Here is a 26,033-nt window from a genome sequence, read left to right as displayed (position 1 = left end):
TTGGGCTCCGGTCTTACACTGCAAACGTCTTCAGGGCGGGGTGAAATTCCCCACCGGCGGTAAGGGAGCTACTCCCCAGCCCGCGAGCGCTTTCCGCCAGGGAAAGGTCAGCAGATCAGGTGAGAAACCTGGGCCGACGGTCAGAGTCCGGATGAAAGAAGATGAAGCATCGCTGCCTTGTGATCAAGGCAGCGGCGTGTTTTATTGCTGCCCGGAGGACGCATTGTTTAATCAAGGATGCGTTCAAATGAAAAATCTGAAAATCTCCCCTGCATTAGCCGTTGGTCTTTTGCATGAATTCTGCGAAGGAGCGTGCTGATGTATACCGGAATTGTTAAAGCAGTTCGTCCTCTTACTGCGGTCAGGGCCGAGCTGGGCCGTACCGAGTTTGAAATTGACTTCACTGACGAGCTGCTGGTGGATCTGCAACTGGGTGCCAGTGTCAGCGTGGAAGGCACATGCCTGAGCGTGACCAGCATCTCCGGCCCTAAAGTCACCTTTGATGCGATTCCCGTCACGCTGGAGCGCACAAATCTGGGCACACTCAAAACGGGTGATCTGGTCAATATCGAACGATCGGCCAAGTTAAACGAGGAAATTGGCGGCCATGTGATGGCTGGCCATATCGCAACGACGGCTGAAGTGCTGGAACTGAGCATTACCGAGGCCGGTAACCGTCTGCGTTTTCAGATGCCGGAAGATTGGGCGAAATACGTGTTTCCGCGTGGTTTTCTGGGCGTGAATGGCTGCAGCTTGACTGTGGCGGATGTGGAAGACGGTGTTGTGACCATCAACCTGATTCCCGAAACCTTGCGCCAGACGACGTTCTCACGCTACAAGGTGGGCGATAAGCTCAATATCGAAGTGGATCAGCAGACGGTTGTGCTGGTCGATGTGCTGGAGCGTACGGTTGCAGGCACGTTGACACGTGTGATGCCTGGTTTGAAAGGCTGATTGACGCCTAAATGAAGTAAAAAGAGCTGTCAGTTTTAAGACTGGCGGCTCTTTTTTTATGCGGGGCTTTTACTGTCTCTGTTGCGGTACTGGATGCTTTGGGGCTTGTGGACAAAGCCTGGAGTGAAACGCAGCCCGAAAGCGGAGTACAGAGCCGTGTGAACCTGCTCCTTCTAGTGATCGACACTTTGCATAACAAAGCAGTACTCACACTTGAGTTAGCGTCTTCAAGACAAAATCAGCACGCTTTTCTACGCTTGTTTTGGGCAGCAGGCTCACTTGGTATCCCAGTAGGGGATAAACACGCTCCAAGCGCTCATACTCACGCAAAGCAGCGTTCATATCGTGACGACGTTCTGGATCAGCCTCGTATATTTCAGGCCAGGGCGGCGTTAAAAATACCTGTGAATGATAAGGGCTGGTCTTGCTGAGTTCATCCAGCAGTGGCGTTCCCTTTAATTCCTGCAAAGCTGCGGCCGCATCAATCAAGCCTCGATCAAAAAACACCCAGCCACCATCTTTCGGAGCGCTGGAATAGTCATCTTGCGCGGTCTTTATCGCTTCATTCAGGAAGGCCTCCATATCCAGCCAGGGAAGGGCAGAGCCACCGCTGGCCAGTTGTTCCTGCACGATACGTCGCCCAGGTTCCTGGATAACCGTATAGCCACGATTCTGCAGCTCGGATAACAGAGTAGATTTGCCGCCACCAGAGCAGCCGGAGATAAGAACAAAAGGGTTCATAAGAGTAGGTCAGTAGAAGGTGAAGACTTATACAGGCGTGTTCAAGCCCCGAAACTGAAGCCGGATGTAGGAATAATAAAGCCGATCCGGGTGTACACAAACACCTAACCGCCTATCTCCATGGTATCCATTATAGAAAATAAAATGCAATTAACGGAAATAACTTCCAGCCATTGAAAAGAAAGTCTCCAACAAAAAGGGGAGCGATTTTGAGAGGAAACCGCATGGTAATACAGCAGGATAAAACCCACAGCCGCACAGTTCGATGACTTCTGTTCGGGTTTCCGTCTGTTTTGATTTTGTCGTGTTCAGAAATCCGAACAGAAGCAAGCATATTGTCAGTGTCTCTACAATCAGTGCGCAAAAAATGACTTGTTTTTCAATAGGCTAGTGTGATCCCTTATTGTTGGCACAGTTGTTGCTTTTAACTCCGGTACAACAACCCCAATTTTTTGGGTACTACATAAAACGGAGAGATAAGATGACTGATTGCACCGCAACAGCCCACACGCGCCTGGAAAAAGACTTGCTAGGAACTCGGCCCGTACCTGACTCAGCGTATTTTGGCATTCACACCCTGCGAGCTGTTGAGAACTTCGCTATTACGGCGATACCTATTTCACACTATCCCGATTTGATTCGTGCCTTGGCACAAATCAAAGCATCTGCCGCGCAAGCCAACCACGCGCTGGGAACATTGAATGCCGTCAAGAAAGAAGCGATTGTGCAGACATGCCGAGAAATTGAGTCCGGCCAGCATCACGAGCATTTTGTGGTGGATGTGATCCAAGGTGGTGCGGGAACCTCTACCAACATGAATGCGAACGAGGTGATCGCTAACCGTGCTCTGGAAATTTTGGGCCATGAACGTGGGCAGTACGCTTTCCTCCACCCCAATGAAGATGTCAATCTGGGGCAGTCGACCAATGATGTATACCCCACGGCCTTGAAGCTGGCTGCCTATCAGGGCGCTGCCCGTTTATTGACTGCCTTGGAGTACTTGCAGCAAGCGTTCGAGGGCAAAGCTCACGCTTTCAAAGAGTTATTGAAAATGGGGCGTACACAGCTGCAGGAGGCGGTCCCTATGACCCTAGGGCAGGAGTTCGCGGTTTACGCCGGCATGATTGCCAAAGATCGGCTTTGCCTGACCGAGGCCATGCAAGAGCTGTGTGAAATCAATCTGGGGGCCACCGCGATTGGCACGGGGATCAATACTGATCCACGCTATGCCCAACTGGTCACGCGTCAACTATCCTCAAACACGGGGATCAGCCTGCGCAGCGCACCGGACTTGATCCTAGCCACCCAGGACTGTAGCGCTTTTGTGCAATTGTCCAGCGCGTTGAAACGAGTTGCCGTCACGTTGTCCAAAACCTGCAACGACTTGCGTCTGCTATCGAGCGGCCCACGCGCTGGCATCGGCGAGATCAATTTGCCACCACGCCAAGCGGGCTCCTCCATCATGCCGGGCAAAGTCAATCCCGTCATTCCGGAAGCGATCAGCCAGATTGCCTTTGAAGTCTTTGGCAACGATGTGACTGTCTCCTTTGCGGCCGAAGCTGGACAGCTTCAGCTCAACGCGTTTGAACCCATTATTGCGCACAGCCTCTACAAGAGCCTGCGTCACCTGCAACGCGGATGCATGATTCTGGCCGACTACTGCGTGGAAGCGATCACCGCCAACCCTCAGCGCCTGGCAGACAGTGTCAGCCAATCCATCGGATTGGTTACGGCGCTTAATCCGTTGATTGGCTACACCGCGGCCACTGACATTGCCAAGCAGGCACATGAAACCGGCAAGGGAGTGGCTGAGCTGATTCTGGAGCATGGCTTGTTAAGTGCGGACGAACTGGCTCAAGCCTTGCGGCCTGAACTGCTGATCGCGCCACGCACCTTGAACGAATTTGAGCAAACGCTTTAATTAAAAAAAAGGACCGGCCCGTGCACGGGCCGACAAGGGAGATAAGCATATGAAGCTGAATAAGCAAACCACATGGATTCTGATTGCCATGGTATTGGGTGTGGTGGTGGGTTATATCTGCCACAAAATGGCCGATACCCCCGAACAAGCTCATGCCATTGCCAGCTACTTTGGCATGGTGACGGATATGTTTTTACGCTTGATCAAGATGATCATTGCTCCGCTGATTTTCGCCACCTTGGTTGCGGGTATGGCCAGCATGGATGATGCCGCAACTGTCGGCCGTATCGGTGGCCGTGCCGTAGGCTGGTTTCTGTTGGCGTCGTTGGTATCGCTGACGGTAGGGCTGATTTTTGCCAATATTTTCCAACCAGGTGCCAATGTCGGCATCCCCTTGCCGGCTGAATCCGCTCACTTGGGGGTAGATACCTCGGCACTGAACCTGAAAACGTTTCTGACCCACGTTGTGCCACGTAACTTTTTTGAGTCCATGTCCAAGAACGAGATTTTGCAAATCCTGGTGTTCTCGGTATTTTTCGGACTGGCCTTGGGAAAAGTGCGTGGAAATCCCCAGGCAAACACCCTCGCACAAACCATCGAGGGCGCAGTGCCAGTGATGCTGACGGTAACCAACTACGTTATGTACTTTGCGCCGCTAGGTGTGTTTGCTGCCGTTGCCAATATCATCACGACCGAAGGGCTGGGTATTTTGGCTGTCTATGGCAAATTCCTGGGCAGCTTTTATGCCACCTTGGTGGTGTTGTGGTTGATTCTGCTTGCTGCGGGATTTCTGGTGCTCAAGGGCCGTGTATTCACGCTGTTCAAAGAAATCCGTCAACCCATGTTGCTGGGCTTTTCCACCGCCTCCAGTGAAGCCGCCTATCCACGTTTGATGGAAAAGCTGGAAGTGTTCGGTGTACGCAAACGGGTTATCGGCTTTGTCCTTCCGCTGGGTTATTCCTTTAACCTGGATGGCTCCATGATCTACACCGCTTTTGCCGCTTTGTTTATCTCACAGGCGTATGACGTGCCGCTGTCCTTACAACAGCAGATTATTATGCTGCTGGTGTTGATGATCTCCAGCAAAGGTATCGCCGGTGTGCCACGCTCCGCGCTGGTCGTGGTGGCCGCGGTTTTACCGATGTTTGGGCTGCCCGAGGCTGGTGTACTATTGATCATGGGCATTGATCACTTTCTGGACATGGGCCGCACCGCGACAAATGTGTTGGGTAACGGCATTGCCACGGCCGTTGTTGCTAAATGGGAGGGCGCCATCGACGCACCCGACGAGTCAGACAACAGGGCGGCAGATCCATCCGTGCTCCAGCCCAAGGAGGCAGCCGCGGCAGGCTCCGTGCCTGTCGTTGCCTGAGGCCTCCCCTGTCTCTGAGTGGCGGCTGTTTACTAAAATCCCGTGTAAGTGGCCGCTACGGTTTTATGCATTTGCCCCGATTTTTTCGTCCTCAGAAAGTCTTGCTGTTACTGGCGCTGATTGTGTCGCTGGCTGCCATAGCGGGCGTGATGGCTTATCGTGTTGGCGAAGCGCTCGGACTAGCCAGTTTGCAGGACACGGCTCGGCAGCGTCTGGACTTGTATGCGCTGACACTGCGTCACGAAGTCGAGAAATACGAATATTTACCCAAGATGCTGGAGCTGGATCAAGCAGTGGTTGGGCTTTTGGAGCGTAACACCCAGTCCTCGCTCGAGGTCAGCCGTCATCTGGAGCGCTTGAACGAGCGTGCCAAGACCCGCGTGATTTACATCCTTGGTCGCCAGGGACGCGTTCTGGCGACCAGCAACTGGCAACAGGCTGACAGTTATCTGGGGGAAGATCTTTCCTATCGCCATTATTTCTCCGAGGCACACCAAGGGCGGCCCGGTTTCTTCTTTGGCGTTGGGACCACCCGGGGTGAGGCAGGCTATTACATCTCAGCACCCATCTCGCTGGCGGGGCAGGTCATGGGAGTGGCCGTGATCAAGGTGGACCTTGATCGTTTGCAGGATTCCTGGACCCATGCTCAAGCGCCGGTGATCGTTTCCGATCACTATGGAGTGGCGATTTTGTCCTCTGTGCCCGCCTGGAAATTTACAGCAAATCAACCCTTAACTGAAGATGTGCAGCAGCACCTGCGCGAGACTCGCCAGTACAATGGTTTACCGATTGTGCCACTGGATCTCCTGACCCAAAAAGTGCTGAGCCAGGATGCACAATTAGTATCTTGGTCGCAGGCCTGGACGGAATCGGGGGCAGCGGATCAGGTTCGCGGACTGTCGCTGGCTCAGACACTTCCGTTTGGTGCCAACGGCTGGACTTTGACGCTGTTTTTGCCCACCGATCTGGTCTATTCCATGGCTCGCCTGTACGCAGGCCTGGCGGCCTTGGGTGTCGTGTCCTTTTTTGTCATATTAATCAGTTGGTATTTGCGCCGGCAGCAACAGCGTGATCGGGCTCTTGCGCGCTTGCAACTGGAGCGGGCCCATGCTCAGCTTGAACGCAAGGTGCAGGAGCGTACTCGAACGTTGGAAGAGACCCAGGCCGGCTTGATTCACGCAGGCAAACTGGCTGTCATTGGACAGTTGTCTACCGGCCTGGCCCACGAGCTGAATCAACCCTTGACGGCACTGCGTACCTTGTCAGGGAACACCATCCGCTTCATGGAGCGCGGCGACCTGGATACGGTACGCGCCAATTTGAAACGCATCAATGATTTGGTGGACAGCATGGGCGCGCTGACCTCACAGCTCAAACAATTTGCTCGCAAATCGCCTGGTCATTCGGGGCTGGCGGATTTGAACGCCATTATCGATCAGGCCCTGCTAATCCTGGATCCTTCCATTCACCAACACCGCGCAACGATACAGGTTCAATTGGCTGACGAGGCGAGCAGGGTGCTGTGCAATCCCAACCGCCTTGAACAAGTGATTGTTAATCTACTGAGCAATGCGATTGACGCTGCGGCCACGCAAAACGCTCATCCCGTCATTCAGATCAGCAGCCAGCGGCAAGGCCAGCAGGTGGCGATCCGGGTTCAAGACAATGGTCCGGGATTAAGCGAGGAGGTCTGCTTGCATTTATTCGAACCGTTTTTCACCACCAAAGACAGTGGTACCGGACTGGGCCTGGGTTTGGCCATTTCGATGAGTATTATCCAACATTGCGGGGGCAACCTGACGGCAGAGAACTTGCCAAGTGGTGGTGCCGTATTCACCATTGTGCTTCCCTTTCCTGGAGCAGAGAAATGTACGACGGGCTGACTGTTCTCATCGTTGAAGACGACGTTAATGTACGTCTGGGCTGTAGCCAAACCTTGCAGCTTGAAGGCATTCAGGTGCAAGAGGCAGAAAGCGCCGAACAGGCCTTGCACCTCCTTCACAAGGCTTGGCCAGGCATTGTGGTGTCCGACGTGCGTTTGCCAGGCGCCGATGGCATGAGCTTGTTGCAGCAGCTGCAGCACGTGGACAGCGACTTGCCTGTCGTACTGATTACCGGCCATGGTGATGTGTCGATGGCCGTTCAGGCCATGAAAATGGGGGCCTATGATTTTATCGAGAAACCATTTTCGCCCGAACATTTTGTACAGGTCGTATCGCGCGCCCTGGATAAACGTCAAATGAGCTTTGAAATCGAAGCTTTGCAGTGCCGCTTGCAGGATAAGCAATCCATTGAAGCGCGTGTTCTGGGTAACTCCTCTGTCATGTCCAAGGTACGTGAACTAATCTGCAATCTGGGCAATAGTGCCGCCGATGTACTTATTTTTGGCGAAACCGGTACCGGCAAAGAACTGGTAGCACGCTGCCTTCACGAGGTGGGGCACACCAGCGAGGGCAATTTTGTGGCCGTCAACTGCGGTGCACTGTCCGACAGTCTGTTCGACAGTCAGATGTTCGGTCATGAAGCAGGCGCTTTTACGGGCGCTGGCAAGCGGGTGATCGGCAAGATAGAGTATGCACATCAAGGTACCTTGTTTCTGGACGAAATTGAAAGCATGCCAATGGTCATGCAGGTCAAACTATTGCGCGTTTTACAGGAACGTACGCTGGAGCGTTTAGGCTCGAATCAATCCATCGCCATCAATTGCCGGGTCATTGCGGCCACTAAAGTCGATTTACTGGCGCAGGCTGATCAAGGCCAGTTCCGTCACGATTTGTATTACCGGCTGAACATGGCGACCTTGCCACTGCCGCCCCTGCGTGAGCGGCGCGAGGATATTGGTCTGTTGTTCGAGCATTTTGCCTTGTTGGCGGCGGCCCGGCATGGCCGCCCGGCACTGGAGCCGGACTCCGAACGTCTGCAAGCTATGCTGGCCTGGCATTGGCCGGGTAATGTGCGCGAGCTGCGTAACTTTGCGGACCGCTGCGTGCTGGGAGTCAACGGCGCCTTGCCCGGCCAGCAAGCTGCGTCAGCAGTTGTGCCCACCTCGCTGGTTCAAACCGTGGAAGCGGTCGAACGTGCCTTGATCGTCGAAGCCCTGAGACGGCATCAACATAATTTGACCCGCGCCGGACAGGAACTGGGCATCGCCAAAAGCACACTACACGACAAAATTCGCAAGTACGGTCTGTTAGCTTCCTAATTTCCTTTTTTTAGTGCTCCGGTTTGTGCTGATCGGTCCTGTCATGTGCAGGAGACGCAGCCGTTGCTCTGATTGAACTATGATCAGAGCTTTCGTCCTATTTTTTATGGCGTTTTATTATGGAGCTGCGTCAGCTACGGTATTTCTTGCGTGTGGTGGAATTAGGCAGCATGGGCAAGGCCGCTCAGGATCTGGGTGTTGTCACTTCGGCGCTTAGCCAGCAAATTAGCCGCCTGGAGGGGGAGCTATCCGTGCGTCTGTTACAGCGCACATCGACTGGCGTGGTCCCCACCGCAGCCGGCTTGGCGTTTCGTCAAGAAGCGCAATTGGCCTTGAGACACACCGATAATGCCGTGTTGGCGGCACAGGCCGCTCGGTTGTCTGGGCAAGTCACTGTGGGTCTGGCACCGACCACCGGTTCGGTCCTGGCGGTCCCTTTTCTCACTGCCATGAAGCAGCGCTATCCCGATGTACGGGTGCATCTGATTGAAAGCTTGTCGGGCAATCTCTCTCAAATGCTCAATCGACGCCAGATTGACTTAGGGGTGGTGTTCCATACAGCAGGGCATCACTCCTGGAGTGCGCAAGCTATTTTGGATGAACGCCTGTTTCTTATCATCCACCCCAATCAACGCCACTTGTTGCCTGTGGAGCACTCGTTGACGCTGGGTGATATTACCAATCTGCCACTTGTCATGCCCAGCGCCTCCCACGGCTTGCGTGCATTGTTGAATGCCGAATTTTTTCGCGAAGGCACTGAGGCCAATGTTGTGGTGGAGATTGATGGCCTGGCCTTGCTAATGGATGTGGTGTGCTCTGGCTATGCCGCAACGGTTCAACCTGGTGCAGCAGTAGTCCGTAATCACAATCAACGTTTAGTGAGCTTGCCTTTAGCACATGAAACCCTCAAACGCCGTAACCTGATCGCCAGCTTATCGGACGAAGAATTAGCACCAGCGGGGCTTGCGGCCCGGATCGTGCTGGCTGATGTAATGCGCTCACTTGTGCAGCAATCACGTTGGCCAGGAGCCACGCTGCTCTGAAATAGAGATTTTTCCTCATAAAGCGACAGCTGCTCAGTCTGCTGACTGTCACTCGTTCTAGCTCTGCTCACGCTCATTCACAGTGAAGTGTGCTTTTGCGCTGCTTAACACACAAGGTCTCCCTGTGGCCTTGGCCTTCACTTTTAGTGAACACCTATAGCCATGACCATACTGGCGTCGACAAGACCACATCCCTAAAGTAGACCCCGTTCCATATCGTGGCGAAACGCGTAAACCACGAATAGCACACAGGAAACGGACAACAAAATGATAGATGTACTTGTTATTGGGGGTGGCAACGCCGCATTGTGCGCCGCACTTACAGCCCGTGAAGGAGGGGCAAGTGTGCTATTGCTGGAAGCATCTCCACGTGAATGGCGAGGGGGCAATTCGCAACACACTCGTAATTTGCGCTGTATGCATGATGCGCCGCAAGATGTTCTGGTCGATGCGTATCCAGAGGAAGAGTTCTGGCAGGACTTGCTCAAAGTGACAGCCGGAAAAACCAATGAACATCTGGCTCGTTTAGTCATTCGCACAACGAGCTCCTGTCGCAGTTGGATGCGCAAGCACGGTGTCAACTTCCAGCCACCGCTCTCGGGCGCCTTACATGTGGCTCGCACCAATGCGTTTTTCATGGGTGGCGGAAAAGCCTTGATAAATGCGTATTACCGCAGTGCTCAATCCCTGGGAGTGGACATTCGCTATAACGCGCCTGTTGACCGGTTGGAAATCGAGGACGGTCAGTTTGTCGCAGCCTGGAGCGGCGAAGAACGTATCCAGGCGCGTGTTTGTGTACTGGCGGCAGGCGGTTTTGAATCTAACCGTGAATGGTTACGGGATGCCTGGGGACAAAATGAGTTTGGAGAGTGGCCTTCGGATAATTTCCTGATTCGTGGCACGCGCTTCAATCAAGGAACATTGCTGCGCCACATGATCGACGATCACAAAGCAGACCATATCGGCGATCCTACTCAAGCGCATATGGTGGCAATTGACGCACGAGCCCCTTTGTATGACGGAGGTATCTGTACCCGTATTGACTGCGTGTCCCTAGGGGTCGTAGTCAACCGTCAAGCCAAGCGGTTCTATGACGAGGGAGAAGATTTCTGGCCCAAACGCTACGCAATTTGGGGTCGTTTGGTGGCCAAACAACCTGGCCAGATTGCTTATTCGATCATAGACAGCAAGGCTATTGGCAGATTCATGCCTCCTGTTTTTCCTGGACAAAAGGCTGAAAGACTGCCCGAACTGGCCTGCAAACTTGGCCTGGACGAGGTGACGTTCGAGAAAACCTTGAATGATTACAACAAGGCCTGCCAAGTTGGAAGGTTTGATCACACAGCGCTGGACGACTGTCATACCCAAGGTATTACGCCTGCCAAAACGCACTGGGCCTTGCCCATCGACACCCCCCCATTCTATGGCTACGCCTTGCGCCCAGGCGTGACATTTACCTACTTGGGTTTGCACACCGACGAAACAGCTGCCGTACGGTTTAACGACCGGCCTAGCCGCAATCTGTTTGTGGCTGGGGAAATGATGGCGGGCAATGTGCTGGGGCAAGGCTATACAGCAGGGGTGGGAATGTCGATTGGAACAACCTTTGGCTGCATTGCAGGCACGCAGGCTGCGCAGGCGGCCAAACAATGAAAACGCTATTGCGCCCTGATCCCGAGACTCCCATGAAATCACTTCAAACACTGATCGATGATGCGTGCAACACCGGTTTGCACACACACTCGCCCAGCCCCACCGTTCGCCACATGCCTCATGAGCAGGAGGTTGATCGGATCATGACGATCTGTAATGCCTGTCGTTACTGTGAGGGGTTTTGCGCGGTATTTCCCGCAATGACACGCCGCTTGATGTTCGAGCCGGCAGACGTTCATTATCTGGCGAATTTATGCCATAACTGCGGGGCGTGCCTGCACGCTTGCCAATACGCACCGCCTCACGAATTTGCCGTGAATGTTCCGCAAGCGATGGCCAAGGTTCGTGCCCAAACCTATACCCAATATGCTTGGCCCAAAAGGCTGGGCAAGCTCTATGAGCGCAACGGCTTGGTGATGTCGATTGCCTTGACCTTGGGCTTGGCCTTATTCCTGGTTCTGGCCTTGGCGCTCAACGGTACGCTCTGGGACGCAGCATTGGCTGGAGATTTTTACAATCTATTCCCGCACAACCTGTTGGTAAGCATGTTTGCACCCGTATTCCTATTTGCGGTATTTGCGTTAGGCAAAGGGGTGCATGGTTTTTGGACGGAAATCACTCCAGCCACCAGTGGCGCACCTGTCAGCAGGGTTGCCGCTGCCGAGGCAACCCATTCGGTACTCAAACTCAAGTATCTGGATGGAGGGCATGGGAAGGGATGCCATAACGAGGACGATGCTTACACCTTGTCGCGCCGCCGATTTCATCACCTGACCTTTTATGGCTTCATGCTGTGTTTTGCTGCAACCAGCCTGGGCACGATCTACCACTATCTGTTCGATATGGTGGCTCCTTACGATTTCCCCAGTCTGCCCAAACTCTTGGGGGCTGTGGGAGGGGTTAGCCTTTGTATCGGCACGGCCGGCTTAGGCTATCTGAACTTGCGTCGCGACCCGGCACAGGGCGATCAGAAGCAAAAACCGATGGATCTAGGCTTTATCGCCTTGCTGTTTTTGATCAGCACCAGCGGATTGGCTCTATGGCTGGCACGTGCCACACCCGCGATGGGTTTGTTGTTGTGCTTACACCTCGGAGCGGTCATGGCGCTCTTTGCCACCTTGCCTTATGGCAAGTTTGCTCACGGTATTTTCCGTAGCGCATCGCTACTGCGCCATGCCATAGAGAAGCGCCAGCCAAACCCCATTCGTGCCGGTGGCGACTGACCCTGCCAGGCTTGAAGCACCGCGTTTATTTTCATCGCAACAATACTTATAACGACCCAAGAGGAGCATCATGCATTTTCGTCCCTTTTCCTGTTTTGCGATTGCCGCCTTATCAATAGGTTTGCTTTCTTCATCTGTGCAAGCGCAGACATTTCCGCCCAAAAAGTCGATTTCTTTAGTTGTCGGCTTTGCCGCCGGGGGAGCAGCCGATGCTGCAGCTCGCATGATTGCAAAAAAACTGGGAGACAACATCGGTCAGACTGTTGTCGTACAGAACAAAGCAGGCGCTGGCGGTATTTTGGCGCATCAGCAAGTGGCTAATGCTGATAATGATGGCTCGGTGCTGCTCTTGGGCTCTGTGGGGCCAATGACTATTTCTCCACACCTGATGAAAGTGCCTTACGATCCGTTCAAAGACCTGGCTCCTTTGTCGGGTGGTGTACATTTTCCCAACGTACTGGTTGTGCATAAAGGTATAGGTGCAAAAACCTTGGGCGAGTTTATTGAGCTTGCCAAGAGTGAGCCTGGTCTTATCGACTTTGCTTCGTCCGGATCAGGCTCTGCCTCACACTTGGCCGGAGAACTGCTCAACCAGCGCGCTGGAGTTGAAATGGTACACGTGCCTTATCGCGGCGGTGGTCAAGCCTTGCAAGACCTCATCGGGGAACGTGTGTCTTCATACTTTGCGGCTCCCCCGACAGCGGCTCCTCACATCAAAACCGGTGCCTTGATTCCAATAGCGACAACCGGTTTGGAGCGCTCTGCTGATATGCCAACCATTCCAACAGTGGCAGAGGCCGGCTACCCTGGTTTTATTGCACTAAATTGGTATGCATTCTTGGGGCCTGGTACGATGCCAGAGGATATGCAGGAGCGTTGGAATCAGGAGCTGGTCAAGGTATTGAACGATCCTGAAGTGCGTCAGTCCTTGCTGGACTATGGCTTAACACCTCAGCCGACAAGCCGCGCAGAATTAACCCAGTTCATGGAACAAGAATCGGCTCAGTGGCAACAGACCATTCAAGAACGTGGGCTAAAAGGGGAGTAACAGCCCCTGTATCCATGAAGCTGAATGGGCTAATGCTGCTACGCTTGCGGCTGCACTCGTGAAAGCACAAGCCATTCAGTTCATGAAATAGGTTCTTGGGGTAGAGGGCATCGCCTCGAGGGCTGACCCTTGCCATTTGGGCCATTAAACTTGGTTCACTAACGGATGAGGCCGATTATCCCAAAGAATAATCGGCGCCCTTATCGTTGAACAATGGTTTGATGGAGGTGTGTTTCTTTTAAGCCGACAGCTTCTCCACTCTTGCTGGCAGGCCCTGTCGCACGGCCGCGCCAGAAACCCAGTCAATCCAGACGTTATCCTGGCCATCGCCACGGGTTGGATCAGCAAAACCCAATTCGTTCAGGTTCACACCTGCAGCCAGATCGTTCAGGTGAGGCATGGCCTCACCATCAATCTGGTGCGAACGCGCACCCAGTTCGGTATGCCCAAAACCGTGTTCGATTGCAATGGCCCCGCGCATAATACCGCCACGCACCAAAGCAACACCTTCAACCGCACCACCTGGTGTGCTGACACGAATACGATCGCCGTTACGGATGCCCATGTTCTTCGCATCATCCAGATTCAAGGAAATCGGATTGTGCGGGTGGACCTGGCGCAGGCGGGACATCCCGATGGACATGGAGCTCATCAAATTGGATTTGTAGGAGCTCATCAGCAATGGCCACTCTTGTTCCGAGAAATGCTCGCGCATTGGGCTGCCGTCAGCCAAACGAGTGGGGTACCAAGTAGGGCAACCGCTAAGACGTTCACCCGTCATGGTGTGACGCATCTTGGACAGGTCTTCATTCCAGATCTGCAAAGCATTGCTGTAGCGATTTTTCAGCTGATTTCCTTTCCAGGCGTTTTCGATTCGGTCGAATCGGCCACCGCGTGTCAACAACATCGCCACTTTGCGCTGCTCTTCAGGATGCAAACGCGCTTGAAGATCAGGAAAAAGTCGATCCACACCGGTGATGCGCATATCGTCGTCGGATGCGTCGCCAACCGGGCGGCCAGCACCAAAGGCAATATTGGCCATGCCCCGCAGATAGAAATCCTCGGCGCGCAGCAAGTCGTGGGCATTGCCTGCCTTGTCTTTCAGAACGCCTTTACCAAAACCTGGCAATCCCAAACGCAAAGCTACTGCAAACAGGAAACTTTCCAGATTGATAGGCTGACCGTCAGCCGTGCGATCCACTCGTGGCTCGACCACAGGCCAGCGCAGGGTCGAGGACTTGGCGATCACGTCAGCCCAAGGTGCCGAAACACCCCAGCTTTCGTAAGTCACCGTGTCTGGCATGATGTAGTCTGCGTAGGCATTGGTTTCGTTGATAAAGGGATTAACCGAAATCGACAAGGGCAGAACCGCAGGGTCTCTCAGTTTGTGCAGCAAGGCATTTTTAAAGCCAGCAATCGCATAGACCGGGTTGCTCATGTGGTTGATCCACACTTTGCTGGTGTATGGATAGCCATTCAGGCCTGATGCAATCATTTCACTGCTCAAGGCACCTACAGCGGGGTACCAAGGAGCAGGAGCGGGGTACAACGCTTCCCCATTCGCTTGGCGGCGCTTGAATTCGCTGGATTTTTCGTAAGCGAAGCGATGTCGCGACAAAGACACGCCTTTAGCCGCCACTTTTCCGGGGAATTGAGCAAAGTTGTAGCGTGGGCCGGGGCCAAAAGGACCAAATGGGCCCGCATCCAGCACCAAACCGCCTTTCAGGTTCAGGTTACCCACCAAGGTATTCAACATGGCAATCGCGTAAGCCGTGTAGAAACCGGAACCGTTCATGGTGCCGCCGTGTGCGTCAGCCACGGCTTGGCGACCGTAGCTGGTAAATTCACGGGCCAGTTCGATCAGGGTTTCTTCGTCCATGCCGCAGCCCTTGGCGTATTCGGCAATGGATTTTTCCTGACTGCGCTCGCGCAGCATGTTCAGCGCAGTACAGACACGTACATCCTTGCCTTCCAGCTCAACGGTACGGTCGACAAATAACGTCGCGCGATCAAGATCGGTATGGGCGCGCAGCTCGCCTTGTTCGTCCTGAACGATAAAGGGCGATTCAGTGCCTTCAGCCACCTCCCAACCAAGGTCTGTACCACGCAAATAGCGGCCAAAACCTGGATGCTCAGGATCCGCAATCAACAAATGGCTGGCGTTCGTCCAGGAAGCGGTATTTTCGTCCTGCTCCGCAGGCGCATGGGGCAGGGACAAGTGTTCTGCATCAAAACGCTCTTGTTCCAGAATCCAGCGCAACATGCCCATGACCAGGGACAAGTCAGTGCCGGGCAGAACAGGCTGCCAGCGGTTGCCACTACCCGAGGCCAGGCTGGACGACGTTGGCAAGATCGGGGAAACAACCACGTACTTGAAGGTGTTTTCTGGACGCGAACGGGCTTCTGCCAGCTCACGGCCTTGACGCTGGAAGGGATTACCGGATTGAGCCGGTGCTGCACCAATAAACAGGCCAAAACGGGCGTTTTTCCAGTCAGGTTTGCCATGAGGCATACCTTTGATGTCACCCATGGCAGCGCCTGTACCGACACGGAAGCTTTGACCACAGTAAGAACCGTGGTTGCTGACGTTGATCGTGCCAAAAGCCTGCTCGGCAAAGCGTTTGACCAGTGGCGTACGGCCTTCGTTCGCGGCATCCGTAAACAACAACTGGTTGGCCAATGGACCGAACTCGGGGTTTTGCGGGTCAATCAGGGTTTCGTGATCCCAAATCGCACGCAAACCATCGACATGACCTTCTTTGAACAGATCGCCGCCTTCGCAGACCTCTTCAATCAATTGTTCAAAACTGATGCGCTCCCATTGGCCTGACCCACGGGGGCCGACGCGTTTCAACGGCGACAGAACCCGGTAAGGGCTGCTGTGCTGTTCCAGCATGGAAGCGCCGCGGGCACAGGCGCTGGCACGGCCTTCCAAGCCATTCTCACCACCCAGCATGGCGTAAACCTCGCGTACGGGCTGCTCCATGGGAGCAGACTGCGTGGTTGCCAAAGGATGATAAGGATTACCGGCGATACGCAGAATCTTGTTGTTCTCCGTATCAATACGTACGCGCACACCACACTGCGTCCAGCAGCCCAGGCAACTGGACGGGCTCACAATCTGGCCGGGCTGCGTATCCAGCAGACCCGTGATCGGATCAATACGGAATTCAGCCTGCAAGGAGTTGCCACGGGTTGCGTGTGCGGTTGGCACACCGGCTGTACCTTGGCCCAGACCTTGGACCGCCTTGACTACCGTGTCGCTATAACCAGCCGCAAAGGCAGCCAGACCACCCACAGCAGCACCGCCGCGGGTCAATACCTGTCGACGCGACAGGTTAGGGGTTTCTTTTTTCTTGCTCATGACGATAAGTACCTGAAAGCTAGTGAGTCTGTAGGGCCTAGGCCGTCAAAGACGAACGGCGGGCCGGGAACAGAGAGAGCAGGGTGGTGCTGGCGGCGAGCAAGGCAATACACAAGCCCAGCACACCCAGCATCCCCAGCAGACCATCGCTGCCTAAGGGCATGGTGTAGAGGTACAAACCGGCGCCGTATTTGGGCACACCCTGTACCGCCATGAAAATAATCCAGCGAAACACCCAGGCCGAGCCGAGCATGAAAGCCGCACAGAACAAGCTATAAAGATTGCCTTGCAGGGTGCCGATTGGACGGCTGAGCATATACAGCAACAGCAAGCCAAACGCGGAAGAACCCAGGAAGCCCAAACGCCATACGGGGTAACTCTGGAACAGTTCCCAGGCCGAACCGAAGGAATGGCTGTAACCCATCAGACCGGAGCCGACCCAGAACAGGGCCACGACGATCAAGGTCAGAACCACCCCCAAAGACCAGCGGCGTACGTATTCCAGCGGTAAATTGGCTACGCCACCGGGCAAGAGGCGAGCCACCAGCAGGATGGCACCCAGGCTGGCCAGAGCAGCCGTCAAGGCAAAGTTGATAGGCAGGAATGCGGTATTCCACAAGGGGCGTGAACGCAGCACCATGACTTCAAAACCGCTGTAAACCAGAATCGACAAGGCCGAAACCAGCAGAGCCAGGCTCAACCAGCGCCACAGAGCACGTTTATTCAACCACCAGGCCAGCACGTTGGCCATGGATAGGCCCACGAACAGGGGCAGCAGTACAGCACCCAGCGACATCCAGGACCAAGGAGTGAAGTGGGCATAAAAATGCCAGAAACGGCCAGGTTGGTGCAAGTCAGCCAGCAAGGACACAGGAGCGGCAATGCTGCTGCACAGAAGCACAATCATCAGCGCAGGCTCCAGACGACGCAAGGCGCTGTCGCTGGACCAGGCGCAACGCCATACCCAGACGGTGCTGGTGGCAGCCATACCAACCAGGAAAAAGTATTGAACCGCCCAAGGTAACCAGGCAACTTCGTAGGCGGGGGTCAGAATTTCGATAATAGACATAATGGCCCCTTAGAACTGATTGGTCAGACGCACACTGGCCTGCCCATCCACACCATCAACGAACTCATCGGGCAAACCGATGTAGAACACATGCGGGTTGGTATTCATGCCGGGCTTGAGTACACGGATTTCCTCTTTGTGCTCTTTAAGCAGCTGGGAAATCGTGCTGGTTTCATCGTTCATATCGCCAATGACGCGCGCGCCACCGACGCAGCTTTCCACACAGGCGGGCAGCAGACCCACTTCCAGGCGGTGCTCGCAAAAGGTGCATTTATCGGCGGTCTGGGTTTCATGGTTAATGAAACGGGCATCGTAAGGACAGGCTTGAACACAGTAGGCACAGCCAACACATCGTTCGTTGTCGACCAGCACCACCCCGTCTTCGCGCTGGAACGTCGCCTGCACAGGACAGACCGGCACACAGGGCGGGTTGTCGCAGTGGTTACAGAGGCGTGGCAGGCTCAGCATGGCCGCCTGCTGCTGTTCATCGAGCACCTCGTATTGCAGAACCGTGGTACGGAACTGCCCGATAGGGGGGGCATTTTCGATAGAACAGCTGACCGTACAGGCTTGGCAACCGATACATTTTCTTAGATCAACCACCATGCCGTAGCGGGCCCCATCTTTCCCACCGCTACGTCGTGGAGGCTGGCTGTTCATGGCAGCTTGAACAGGCTGAATAGGAATAATCGTGGCCCCGGCACTAAGGCCCAGCAATTCCTTAAGAAAACGTCGCTTGCCCTTTTTGGGCTCGGCGCTTGGAATCATGTGTTTTCCTTTTCTATGCTTGGGTTGAACCCATTTACATTATTTGTAGTTATAAGCATATGAAGAATACAAAGTTCCGGTCTTGATGAAGGTCAAAAAGAACATTTAAAGGTTGAAATGTTGACGCTCGGCTGTATTTTTCAGGCACAAAAAAAGCCCCTCCAGAAAAGGGAGGGGCGCTATATACCTGAGTTGTGGATAAAACCGCTTAGAACGTTCCGCTTAAGCCCAGGAAGAAAGTGCGGCCGGGTTGGTTAAACGTCCGAGCTCCGGCGCCGTAAATATAGTTGGCATTAGTCAGGTTCACACCGATCGCATTACCGCGACGGAACAGGCGTTTGTCAAAGAGGTTATCAACCCCTGCATTGATGCGGAAATGCTTGTTGATCTTGTACTGCGTGCTCAAGCCAAACAAGGCGTAAGGGGAGACCTTGTCGGTAGCAGAACCTGTCAGAGGCTGACCGTAGAAATCATATTTAGGCGGTTTTTGCTCGCCATAGAAGGTTGCTTTGGCGCGTAAAGACCAATCGGCGTTCACGTTCCAGTCCAGCGTTGTGTTGATGGTGTACTTGGGAATGGTTGATAGCGCTTCACCTGTGGTCTTGTTTTTGGACTCGATCATGTAGGTAAAGTTGGTGGACCACAGCCAGTTCTCGGCTAATGGCAATGTCAGGTTACCTTCCAGACCGGATACCACGGCTTTGGGAATGTTTTCCCATTGCAGGACCAATTGATCCCTGTTCATATCCCAGAAACTGGACTGTGCAAAACGCCCCGCTTCCACTTTGTTGCGGTAATCGTTGTGGAAGTAAGTCAGGCTAGCTCCCAAGCCATCATCACCCACATACTCAACACCGAGCTCTTTATTAAGACTAGTTTCTGCTTTCAGGTTCGAATTACCCTGGAGAAAACACCCAGCCTCTACAACATTAGGCGCACCTGTATTTCCCCAACACCCATTGCCTGCGCTATACAAAGTGTAGCCATCGTTACTTTGATACAAGTTGGGTGCCTTGTAAGCTCGTGCGATACCTGCTTTGAATAGCCAGTTATCGGTCACGGCATGTGACAAGTTCAAGGAAGGGCTCCAATTACTACCATGTATATCGTGGTAGTCAAACCGCAGCCCTGGGGTCACAGTTGTCTTGTCTGTGGCATAAATATTGTCCTCGACAAAAACCGAATAAATATTCGCACGTGCCTTGGGTTTATAACTTCTAGGGCTGCTCGGAACCTTTTCTGGATTGCGTGCGGCCAAATCAGAAGATTTATCGTTCAATTCCTGCCCGACCCACTCCAGACCAAATGTGGCGTATTGCTCGATACTTCCTGTTTTGAACTGATGGCTCAATTCGGTATGCGCCGTCATCGTGGTCAGGTCAATAGTCCCAAAACCACCATCTTTCACGCGCAGAGGATCATTGAAAGCGCCTTCAGTGCCACCAGCCAGACCTTCCAAAATACGGTAGTTACGCGTCTTTTCGTATTGGAAATAACTCAGTGTATTCGTCTTATCATTCCAGTCCCCACGATGCGTCAGCGAGTAGCTTTGGCGATACATCTTGTTGGTCTCGTCGCCCAGCTGACGTTTGACCTCGTCATTGGTATTCGTGTTCTGGGTATCACCCGTGTAAATATTGCCTTGGCGGCTATAGGAAGCCTCCAGATCCACCGTTTGGCGGCTATCAGGACGCCAGGACAGCAAGCCATTGATGTCCTTGTTACGTACGCCTTCACGTCCAGCAGGCAAGCTGTTCGCATTGGCACCACCACGCTCGGTCTGGTGTCCTTTATTGATCTCCGGATCGTCCGAATCCGTCTTGTTCAGGTTCCCGTACAAACGGAAGGACAAAGATTCGCTGATCGGGCCACTCAAGCCAAAGCTCATGCGTCGCGTGGCGCCTTCATCGCTATGTTCGGGCAAGTTGCCATACAAGGAGTAGGTGCCCTGGAATTTGTCTGTCGTAGGCTTGGTGATGATGTTGACCACACCGCCCGCAGCCCCGTTGCCGTAGCGAGCGGCCGCCGGGCCGCGCAGCACTTCCACGCGTTCGATCTGCTCGGCAGGCACCCAGTTGGTATCCCCACGCGAATCGCGTTCGCCACGCCAGCCGAAACGCACAGCAGAACGTGAACTGACGGGTTTGCCGTCAATCAGAATCATGGTGTTTTCCGGGCCCATGCCGCGAATGTCGATCTGGCGATTATTACCGCGCTGGCCGCTGGCCGAGTTACCCGTCAGGTTCACGCCCGGCATGGTGCGCAGAACTTCGGAGATATCGTTGGCGGGAGGGGACTTCTGGATGTCTTCGGCGGTAATGATGGAAGAACCCAAGGTCTGCTTGAGCTCCTGCTCGGCCTTGACCACGATGCGGTCCAGCTCCTCGACCTCTTGCGCTTGCGTCTGATAGGGGAAGGCCAACAATAAAGCCACTGCCAGACTGCTTAAAGGCATAAAAGATACGCCGCTAGGCACCTGGCGCTTAGCGGCGAGAGACGAGGACACCGACATAATGAACACCCAGTAATAATGAGATTGATTCTTGATTATAAACAGAATGTTTCATGTTACCGAGCGTGAATCTCGTAAAACCAACACATCCGTCTGGGCAAATTCAGCCAGAACTACGCCCGCCGACGTTAATGTTGCGGCCTGTCAAGGCTGACAGCTTGCGTTGCAAAGGGGCTAATTGTATTTAGGCGCAAACGCTGCAGCCAGGGCCCATACAGGTATGGATGACAGAATTCCGGGTGCTGGAACGAGTGCCGGGCCCGGTCACATTATTGCCCGCCAAAGCTTGTTGAGGCGTCAGACCGCGCGTGGGGCTGGCTTTGCTGAACAGGCGTCGTGGCGCGCTCAGTTGCAGCAAGAGGCTGCCTTTTTCACAAGCAGGGCAGGTCTGGGGATCGTTGCGGGTGGCAATGCTGCGCAAATGGCTGCTGCGTTGCAGGCAATGATTACAAAGATAGTCGTACAAAGGCATGGCAAATCCGAGTAAAGCAAGCCCTGACTCCAAGACGAAGCCAGGGCCGGAGACCGATCAGGTCAAATTACAGCGTGTGCCTGGACGGCCAAAACGGGCCGCGTCATTCAAGGCACCTTTGGGCAGGATATCGGTATCAAAAATACCGGTAGGCAAGGCCAGAGAAGCGGAGCTGTTAGGCAGATCCACCACGCCGCCGTAACGGCCCTCAACGGGAGCAGCAGTCAGCAACATATAGGCTTGCGCACGCGACAGGTCTGTCGTGCGGCTGATGTAATCGATCGCAGCCAAACAGGCCTGACGGTATGCAACCGTAGAATCCAGGTAGTAGTTGACGCCTTCTTCCACGCTGATACCGGTGAAGTGCATCCACTGATCGTACTTGGGATCATGACGGCCTGGAACATAGATAGGCGCGGTCAGATTGTATTTGGCCATGCCACCTTTGATCAGATCAAAGCCAAGGTGGGCTGCGCCGTCCATTTCAATGGCACCACAGAAAGAGATTTCGCCATCGCCCTGGGAGAAGTGCAAGTCGCCCATGGACAGGCCAGCACCCTTCACATAGACGGGGAAGTAAATCCGCGAGCCAATGGTCAGGTTCTTGATGTCCAGGTTGCCGCCATGCTCACGTGGAGGCACGGTACGGGCAGCTTCAGCCGCCATGCGGTCAAACTCGGCCCCTTTAACGCCGCGCAATACAGCGGTTTTGGCATCAGGCGGGTTGGCGTGGCCCTTGGGCACCAGCAGGGCTTCACGGCGGTTCCACTCGCGCAGCAGTTCGTGCGAGGGCAGGGTGCCGATCAGGCCGGGGTGCATCATGGCCGCAATGCGTACGCCAGGGATGTGACGCGAGGTGGCGTAAACACCATGCAGGTCCCAGATGGCCTTATCGGCTTCGGGAAAATGCTCGGCCAAAAAGCCACCGCCATTTTCCTTGGCAAAAATGCCGGAGAAACCGACAGGAGTAATGGCGCGAATATCCAGCAGATCCACCACCAGAATATCGCCTGGCTCAGCACCCTCTACGTGGATGGGGCCAGTCAATGGGTGGGCGCGGGTCAGGTCAACGTCGCGTACGTCGTTGGCGCTGTCCGTGTTCTTGATCTGGGCGTCCAGAAAGTCCATGCATTCCAGAATCATTTCCTCGCCAGGCTTCACGCTGGTCAGGTCTGGAATATCAGGGTGCCATCGGTTGTGCCCGATTTCAGCTTGCTCGGCCAGGGGGGCGCCGGGTTTGATTTTTATATGCTGCATGTGTTCTCCGAATAATGTGTGCGAGGTCAGCACAACGGCGCTTTTAATGCGCTTGGCGACACAATTAACACGACTGAACAGGCACGGTCAAAATGTGTGGATATGCGGGTTTATATGTTTTTTTATGCCAATAAATAAATTCCTAAGCGAGTCAATGATTTAGGCTTTAAGTGATTAAAGGACAATAGTCCCAGGTTTTTGTCCAGAGGATAAATCCTGATTTTGAGCAAATTTTTATGTCCCGGAATACCGTAAAAAAACGGGCCGCTCTCTATACGACAAACCTTATAGAAGGCATAAGAGTTCCTGAATGGCCTAGCAGGACTCAAGGCTTGGAGCGAAAAAGGGTACAGCTAAGCCCAGGCTCCAAATAACCCTTATCACAGCAGGTATATAGGTCGGCTAGTCGAACTGACAACAATAAAAAGCAATAAAACGCAGGAGACACAATAATGACTAGCCGTTCCCCGATCCTGTGGATTTGCAATCCACTGGCCTGTTCAGATGCACAAGCTGCCGGTGGCGTACTGGTGCAAGATAGCCGCATTATCGAAAAAGTGGCCGCCGGTCAGCAGCCCAAGCAGGCTTACGACCAAAGCTGGGATGCCTCCCGGCACGTTTTGCTGCCCGGTTTGGTGAATACGCATCATCACTTTTACCAAACCCTGACACGGGCCTATACCCCAGCGCTGAACAAACCCTTGTTCCCCTGGCTGACCACCTTGTATGACGTGTGGGCCGGGCTGGACGACGAGCAAATGCAGGTGGCCAGCGAGCTGGCCATGGTGGAACTGTTGCAGTCGGGCTGTACGACGGTGGCCGATCACCACTATGTGTTTTCGGGCGCCTTGCAACATGCCATTGATTGCCAGGCTGAAACCGCTCAACGCCTGGGTGTACGCGCCGCATTGACCCGTGGTTCCATGAGTGTGGGTCGGGATCAGGGAGGCTTGCCCCCGCAAAACGTCGTACAGGACGAGCAAACCATTCTGGACGACAGCCTGCGCCTGATTCGTCAATATCACCAACGCGAGGATGGGGCGATGATCACGCTGGCCCTGGCTCCGTGTTCGCCTTTCTCTGTCAGCCGCGAGTTGATGAGCGAAAGCGCCAAGCTGGCTGAACGCGAGGACGTACGCCTGCATACGCATCTGGCTGAAACAGACGACGAAACTGCCTACTGCGAGCGCCTCTTTGGTATGCGTCCACTGGACTATCTGGATCAGCAGGGCTGGTTAAGCAATCGCACCTGGCTGGCACACGGCATTCACTTCAACGACGAAGAAATCCAGCGTCTGGGCCGGGCAGGCACAGGTATTGCCCATTGTCCCTCGTCCAATATGGTCTTGGGCAGCGGCCTGTGCCGCACCATCGAGCTGGAAGCCGCTGGTGCACCCGTGGGGCTGGCCGTAGATGGCTCGGCCTCCAATGATCACTCCAATCTGGCTCAAGAGATGCGACAGGCACTCTTGCTGGGCCGGCTGCGCTACGAGCCGGGCCAGGTTACCCATCAAGCCGTTATCCGTTGGGCGACTCAAGGCTCGGCCCGTTGTTTGGGACGCGAGGACATTGGTGGCCTGAACGTCGGGCAGCAGGCCGATCTGGCCTTGTTCACCCTGGATGAATTGCGCTTTTCCGGCGCTGAGAACCCCTTGGCGGCCTTGCTGCTCTGCGGCGCAGACCGGGCCGACCGCGTGATGGTCGCCGGCCAGTGGCGCGTGATTGACGGCCAACCCTGCGGCATTGATTTGCAAGACCTGATGCAACGCCATCAAGCCGCTGCGCGTCGTTTGCGCGACAAGGTGCTGGATACCGTAGCGACAGCTTGAGTTCGGTAGTGACAGGGCCTCTAGAGCCCTGCCTATTTATTTTCGGAGACAAACAATGACAACACCTACAAGGGCGACGGGTGCAGCGACTGCGCAGCGCCCCGAAGACGAGAATCTGGGCCTGGGCGCGAATCTTGCCTACGGTTTTCAACACGTATTGACCATGTATGGCGGCATTATTGCCGTACCCCTGATCATTGGCGAGGCCGCTGGCCTGCCTGCCAATGAAACCGGCTTGCTGATTACCGCCTGCTTGTTCATGGGCGGCCTGGCGACCTTGCTGCAAACGCTGGGCGTGCCGTTTTTTGGCTGCCGTCTGCCGCTGGTTCAAGGGGTATCATTTTCTGGCGTAGCCACCATGATCGCCATTTTGGGTACGGGCGGCGGTTTGCCAGCGGTATTCGGCGCAGTCATTGTCGCGTCCCTGCTTGGGCTGCTGATTACGCCGGTCTTTTCACGGGTGATCCGGTTCTTCCCGCCTTTAGTCACGGGCTGCGTGATTACGACTATTGGTCTGACCTTGATGCCAGTGGCCGCATTCTGGGCCATGGGCGGTAATCCTTCCGCACCGGACTTTGGCAGCGTAGGTAATATTTCCCTGGCCGCCATGACCTTGCTGATCGTGCTCTTGCTCAGCAAGCTGGGCAGCGCCACGATCTCCCGCCTGTCTATCTTGCTGGCTATTATTATCGGCACCGTCATTGCCGTCGCCATGGGCCATGCAGATTTCTCTGCCGTCAGCGAAGGCGAGGTCTTTGCCTTGCCCAGCCTGTTCCACTTTGGCATGCCCACTTTCCAGACTGCCGCGATTATCTCCATGTTCATTGTGATCATCGTGACGCTGGTGGAAACTTCGGCCGACATTCTGGCCGTGGGCGACATTATCGAAACCAAAGTGGATGCTCGTCGTCTGGGTGATGGCTTGCGTGCCGATATGCTCTCCAGCCTGATCGCCCCTGTATTTGGCTCTTTCACACAAAGTGCCTTTGCCCAGAACGTCGGTCTGGTGGCGGTCACCGGCGTGAAAAGCCGTTACGTCGTAGCCTTTGGTGGCCTGATTCTGATCGCACTGGGCTTGCTGCCCATCATGGGCCGTCTGGTTGCCGCTGTCCCACCCGCGGTACTGGGTGGCGCGGGTATGGTCCTGTTTGGCACCGTCGCTGCCAGCGGTATCCGTACGCTGGCCAAGGTGAACTACGAAAACAATATGAACCTGATCATCGTCGCCACCGCTATCGGCGCCGGCATGATTCCTATCGTGGCCCCCAAGTTCTACGAGCACTTCCCAACCTGGTTTGCGACGATTTTCCACTCCGGCATCAGCTCGGCAGCCCTGGTGGCGATTGTGCTGAACCTGCTGTTCAACCATTTCACGTTGGGCAATCCGGATCAGCCCTCTGTGTTTGCTGCGGGTGGAGGCCGCTATCTGCGGGTCTCGGACGTGGCCAATCTGAACGAAGGAGACTATGTTGAAAACGGCAAGGTCATGGACAAGGACGGCAAGGAGATCCCGATTATTGCTGATGAGCACCCCGCACCGGAACAGTCCCCTGTGCTGCACACGAAACCGAGTTTAAGCAGTACCTGAACAAGTAGAAACACTGC

The 26,033-nt window shown here is 54.5% G+C and carries 19 protein-coding genes and 1 riboswitch; of the genes, 12 read left to right on the top strand and 7 right to left on the bottom strand.

Annotation, left to right across the window (positions count from 1 at the left end):
* Window positions 1-22 precede the first annotated feature (22 nt).
* Window positions 23-167: riboswitch (FMN riboswitch) on the top strand.
* The gene (locus tag ACFPDR_RS09115) at window positions 152-319 is read left to right on the top strand and encodes a hypothetical protein (RefSeq protein ID WP_181900152.1); all 168 of its coding nucleotides are present in this window, start codon (window positions 152-154) and stop codon (window positions 317-319) included. Its footprint overlaps the riboswitch before it by 16 nt.
* Window positions 319-954, top strand: coding sequence for a riboflavin synthase subunit alpha (locus ACFPDR_RS09110; RefSeq protein WP_376911033.1), 636 nt, complete (start codon window positions 319-321; stop codon window positions 952-954). The genes ACFPDR_RS09115 and ACFPDR_RS09110 overlap by 1 nt, the downstream gene beginning before the upstream one ends.
* Window positions 955-1,161: 207 nt before the next feature.
* Here ACFPDR_RS09110 and ACFPDR_RS09105 read toward each other — a convergent pair whose 3' ends face one another.
* Complete coding sequence (locus ACFPDR_RS09105; RefSeq protein ID WP_376911032.1) at window positions 1,162-1,695, bottom strand: AAA family ATPase; 534 nt, start codon at window positions 1,693-1,695, stop codon at window positions 1,162-1,164.
* Between the two features lie 481 nt (window positions 1,696-2,176).
* On the opposite strand from ACFPDR_RS09105, the gene ACFPDR_RS09100 reads away from it, so the two are divergent.
* From ACFPDR_RS09100 to ACFPDR_RS09065, 8 genes are all read left to right on the top strand, one after another.
* Entirely contained in the window at window positions 2,177-3,616 is a 1,440-nt protein-coding gene (locus ACFPDR_RS09100; protein WP_137430436.1) for an aspartate ammonia-lyase, read from the top strand.
* Window positions 3,617-3,665: 49 nt separating this feature from the next.
* Window positions 3,666-4,988, top strand: a complete 1,323-nt coding sequence (locus ACFPDR_RS09095) for a dicarboxylate/amino acid:cation symporter (RefSeq protein ID WP_060185035.1) — start codon at window positions 3,666-3,668, stop codon at window positions 4,986-4,988.
* A gap of 71 nt (window positions 4,989-5,059) precedes the next feature.
* Entirely contained in the window at window positions 5,060-6,871 is a 1,812-nt protein-coding gene (locus ACFPDR_RS09090; protein ID WP_376911031.1) for a sensor histidine kinase, read from the top strand.
* Complete coding sequence (locus ACFPDR_RS09085; RefSeq protein WP_060185037.1) at window positions 6,856-8,190, top strand: sigma-54-dependent transcriptional regulator; 1,335 nt, start codon at window positions 6,856-6,858, stop codon at window positions 8,188-8,190. Before ACFPDR_RS09090 ends, ACFPDR_RS09085 begins: the two co-directional genes overlap by 16 nt.
* A 119-nt stretch (window positions 8,191-8,309) precedes the next feature.
* The gene (locus ACFPDR_RS09080) at window positions 8,310-9,233 is read left to right on the top strand and encodes a LysR family transcriptional regulator (RefSeq protein ID WP_115633635.1); all 924 of its coding nucleotides are present in this window, start codon (window positions 8,310-8,312) and stop codon (window positions 9,231-9,233) included.
* Window positions 9,234-9,500: 267 nt separating this feature from the next.
* Window positions 9,501-10,886: an FAD-dependent tricarballylate dehydrogenase TcuA gene (gene tcuA / locus ACFPDR_RS09075; protein ID WP_376911030.1), complete on the top strand. Its 1,386-nt coding sequence runs from the start codon at window positions 9,501-9,503 to the stop codon at window positions 10,884-10,886.
* A gap of 32 nt (window positions 10,887-10,918) precedes the next feature.
* Window positions 10,919-12,109: a tricarballylate utilization 4Fe-4S protein TcuB gene (gene tcuB, locus ACFPDR_RS09070; RefSeq protein ID WP_376911062.1), complete on the top strand. Its 1,191-nt coding sequence runs from the start codon at window positions 10,919-10,921 to the stop codon at window positions 12,107-12,109.
* A gap of 70 nt (window positions 12,110-12,179) precedes the next feature.
* Window positions 12,180-13,157 (top strand): Bug family tripartite tricarboxylate transporter substrate binding protein, encoded by a 978-nt coding sequence (locus ACFPDR_RS09065; RefSeq protein ID WP_115633637.1) that lies wholly within the window; start codon window positions 12,180-12,182, stop codon window positions 13,155-13,157.
* A 238-nt stretch (window positions 13,158-13,395) separates the two neighbouring features.
* On the opposite strand, the gene ACFPDR_RS09060 is transcribed toward ACFPDR_RS09065, so the two are convergent.
* The 6 genes from ACFPDR_RS09060 to fmdA form a co-directional block, all read right to left on the bottom strand.
* Entirely contained in the window at window positions 13,396-16,521 is a 3,126-nt protein-coding gene (locus tag ACFPDR_RS09060; RefSeq protein ID WP_376911029.1) for a tetrathionate reductase subunit A, read from the bottom strand.
* A gap of 37 nt (window positions 16,522-16,558) precedes the next feature.
* Window positions 16,559-17,590, bottom strand: coding sequence for an NrfD/PsrC family molybdoenzyme membrane anchor subunit (gene nrfD, locus ACFPDR_RS09055; RefSeq protein ID WP_376911028.1), 1,032 nt, complete (start codon window positions 17,588-17,590; stop codon window positions 16,559-16,561).
* Window positions 17,591-17,599: 9 nt separating this feature from the next.
* A complete protein-coding gene (dsrO, locus tag ACFPDR_RS09050; protein ID WP_035273177.1) occupies window positions 17,600-18,358 on the bottom strand; it encodes a sulfate reduction electron transfer complex DsrMKJOP subunit DsrO in 759 nt (252 codons plus the stop codon).
* A 208-nt stretch (window positions 18,359-18,566) separates the two neighbouring features.
* Window positions 18,567-20,813, bottom strand: coding sequence for a TonB-dependent siderophore receptor (locus tag ACFPDR_RS09045; protein ID WP_277614408.1), 2,247 nt, complete (start codon window positions 20,811-20,813; stop codon window positions 18,567-18,569).
* A 241-nt stretch (window positions 20,814-21,054) separates the two neighbouring features.
* On the bottom strand, window positions 21,055-21,342 hold the full coding sequence (locus ACFPDR_RS09040; protein ID WP_009453884.1) for an FmdB family zinc ribbon protein: 288 nt from the start codon (window positions 21,340-21,342) through the stop codon (window positions 21,055-21,057).
* A gap of 57 nt (window positions 21,343-21,399) precedes the next feature.
* Complete coding sequence (gene fmdA, locus ACFPDR_RS09035; protein ID WP_021446607.1) at window positions 21,400-22,599, bottom strand: formamidase; 1,200 nt, start codon at window positions 22,597-22,599, stop codon at window positions 21,400-21,402.
* A 452-nt stretch (window positions 22,600-23,051) separates the two neighbouring features.
* Between fmdA and ACFPDR_RS09030 the strand changes: the two genes are divergently transcribed.
* Both ACFPDR_RS09030 and ACFPDR_RS09025 read left to right on the top strand, forming a co-directional pair.
* Window positions 23,052-24,428 (top strand): 8-oxoguanine deaminase, encoded by a 1,377-nt coding sequence (locus ACFPDR_RS09030; protein ID WP_035273174.1) that lies wholly within the window; start codon window positions 23,052-23,054, stop codon window positions 24,426-24,428.
* A 55-nt stretch (window positions 24,429-24,483) separates the two neighbouring features.
* A complete protein-coding gene (locus ACFPDR_RS09025) occupies window positions 24,484-26,016 on the top strand; it encodes a nucleobase:cation symporter-2 family protein (RefSeq protein WP_035273173.1) in 1,533 nt (510 codons plus the stop codon).
* Window positions 26,017-26,033: the final 17 nt, after the last annotated feature.

Origin of the sequence: Alcaligenes sp. GCM10023179, from assembly GCF_042653705.1 — a bacterium.
In the GTDB taxonomy this organism is placed as follows: Bacteria; Pseudomonadota; Gammaproteobacteria; order Burkholderiales; family Burkholderiaceae_B; genus Alcaligenes; species Alcaligenes phenolicus.
The sequence above is the reverse complement of the archived record's forward strand: the minus strand, read 5'-3'. Positions and strand labels throughout refer to the sequence as shown.

What these genes read in the sequence shown, in the direction of transcription:
- ACFPDR_RS09105 (WP_376911032.1), bottom strand. Translation starts at nt 1,695, where the DNA reads ATGAACCCTTTTGTTCTTATCTCCGGCTGCTCTGGTGGCGGCAAATCT.
- ACFPDR_RS09065 (WP_115633637.1), top strand. Translation starts at nt 12,180, where the DNA reads ATGCATTTTCGTCCCTTTTCCTGTTTTGCGATTGCCGCCTTATCAATA.
- ACFPDR_RS09045 (WP_277614408.1), bottom strand. Translation starts at nt 20,813, where the DNA reads ATGCCTTTAAGCAGTCTGGCAGTGGCTTTATTGTTGGCCTTCCCCTAT.
- nrfD (WP_376911028.1), bottom strand. Translation starts at nt 17,590, where the DNA reads ATGTCTATTATCGAAATTCTGACCCCCGCCTACGAAGTTGCCTGGTTA.
- ACFPDR_RS09040 (WP_009453884.1), bottom strand. Translation starts at nt 21,342, where the DNA reads ATGCCTTTGTACGACTATCTTTGTAATCATTGCCTGCAACGCAGCAGC.
- tcuB (WP_376911062.1), top strand. Translation starts at nt 10,919, where the DNA reads ATGAAATCACTTCAAACACTGATCGATGATGCGTGCAACACCGGTTTG.
- ACFPDR_RS09100 (WP_137430436.1), top strand. Translation starts at nt 2,177, where the DNA reads ATGACTGATTGCACCGCAACAGCCCACACGCGCCTGGAAAAAGACTTG.
- ACFPDR_RS09115 (WP_181900152.1), top strand. Translation starts at nt 152, where the DNA reads ATGAAAGAAGATGAAGCATCGCTGCCTTGTGATCAAGGCAGCGGCGTG.
- ACFPDR_RS09080 (WP_115633635.1), top strand. Translation starts at nt 8,310, where the DNA reads ATGGAGCTGCGTCAGCTACGGTATTTCTTGCGTGTGGTGGAATTAGGC.
- ACFPDR_RS09025 (WP_035273173.1), top strand. Translation starts at nt 24,484, where the DNA reads ATGACAACACCTACAAGGGCGACGGGTGCAGCGACTGCGCAGCGCCCC.
- ACFPDR_RS09095 (WP_060185035.1), top strand. Translation starts at nt 3,666, where the DNA reads ATGAAGCTGAATAAGCAAACCACATGGATTCTGATTGCCATGGTATTG.
- ACFPDR_RS09060 (WP_376911029.1), bottom strand. Translation starts at nt 16,521, where the DNA reads ATGAGCAAGAAAAAAGAAACCCCTAACCTGTCGCGTCGACAGGTATTG.
- ACFPDR_RS09030 (WP_035273174.1), top strand. Translation starts at nt 23,052, where the DNA reads ATGACTAGCCGTTCCCCGATCCTGTGGATTTGCAATCCACTGGCCTGT.
- dsrO (WP_035273177.1), bottom strand. Translation starts at nt 18,358, where the DNA reads ATGATTCCAAGCGCCGAGCCCAAAAAGGGCAAGCGACGTTTTCTTAAG.
- fmdA (WP_021446607.1), bottom strand. Translation starts at nt 22,599, where the DNA reads ATGCAGCATATAAAAATCAAACCCGGCGCCCCCCTGGCCGAGCAAGCT.
- ACFPDR_RS09110 (WP_376911033.1), top strand. Translation starts at nt 319, where the DNA reads ATGTATACCGGAATTGTTAAAGCAGTTCGTCCTCTTACTGCGGTCAGG.
- ACFPDR_RS09085 (WP_060185037.1), top strand. Translation starts at nt 6,856, where the DNA reads ATGTACGACGGGCTGACTGTTCTCATCGTTGAAGACGACGTTAATGTA.
- tcuA (WP_376911030.1), top strand. Translation starts at nt 9,501, where the DNA reads ATGATAGATGTACTTGTTATTGGGGGTGGCAACGCCGCATTGTGCGCC.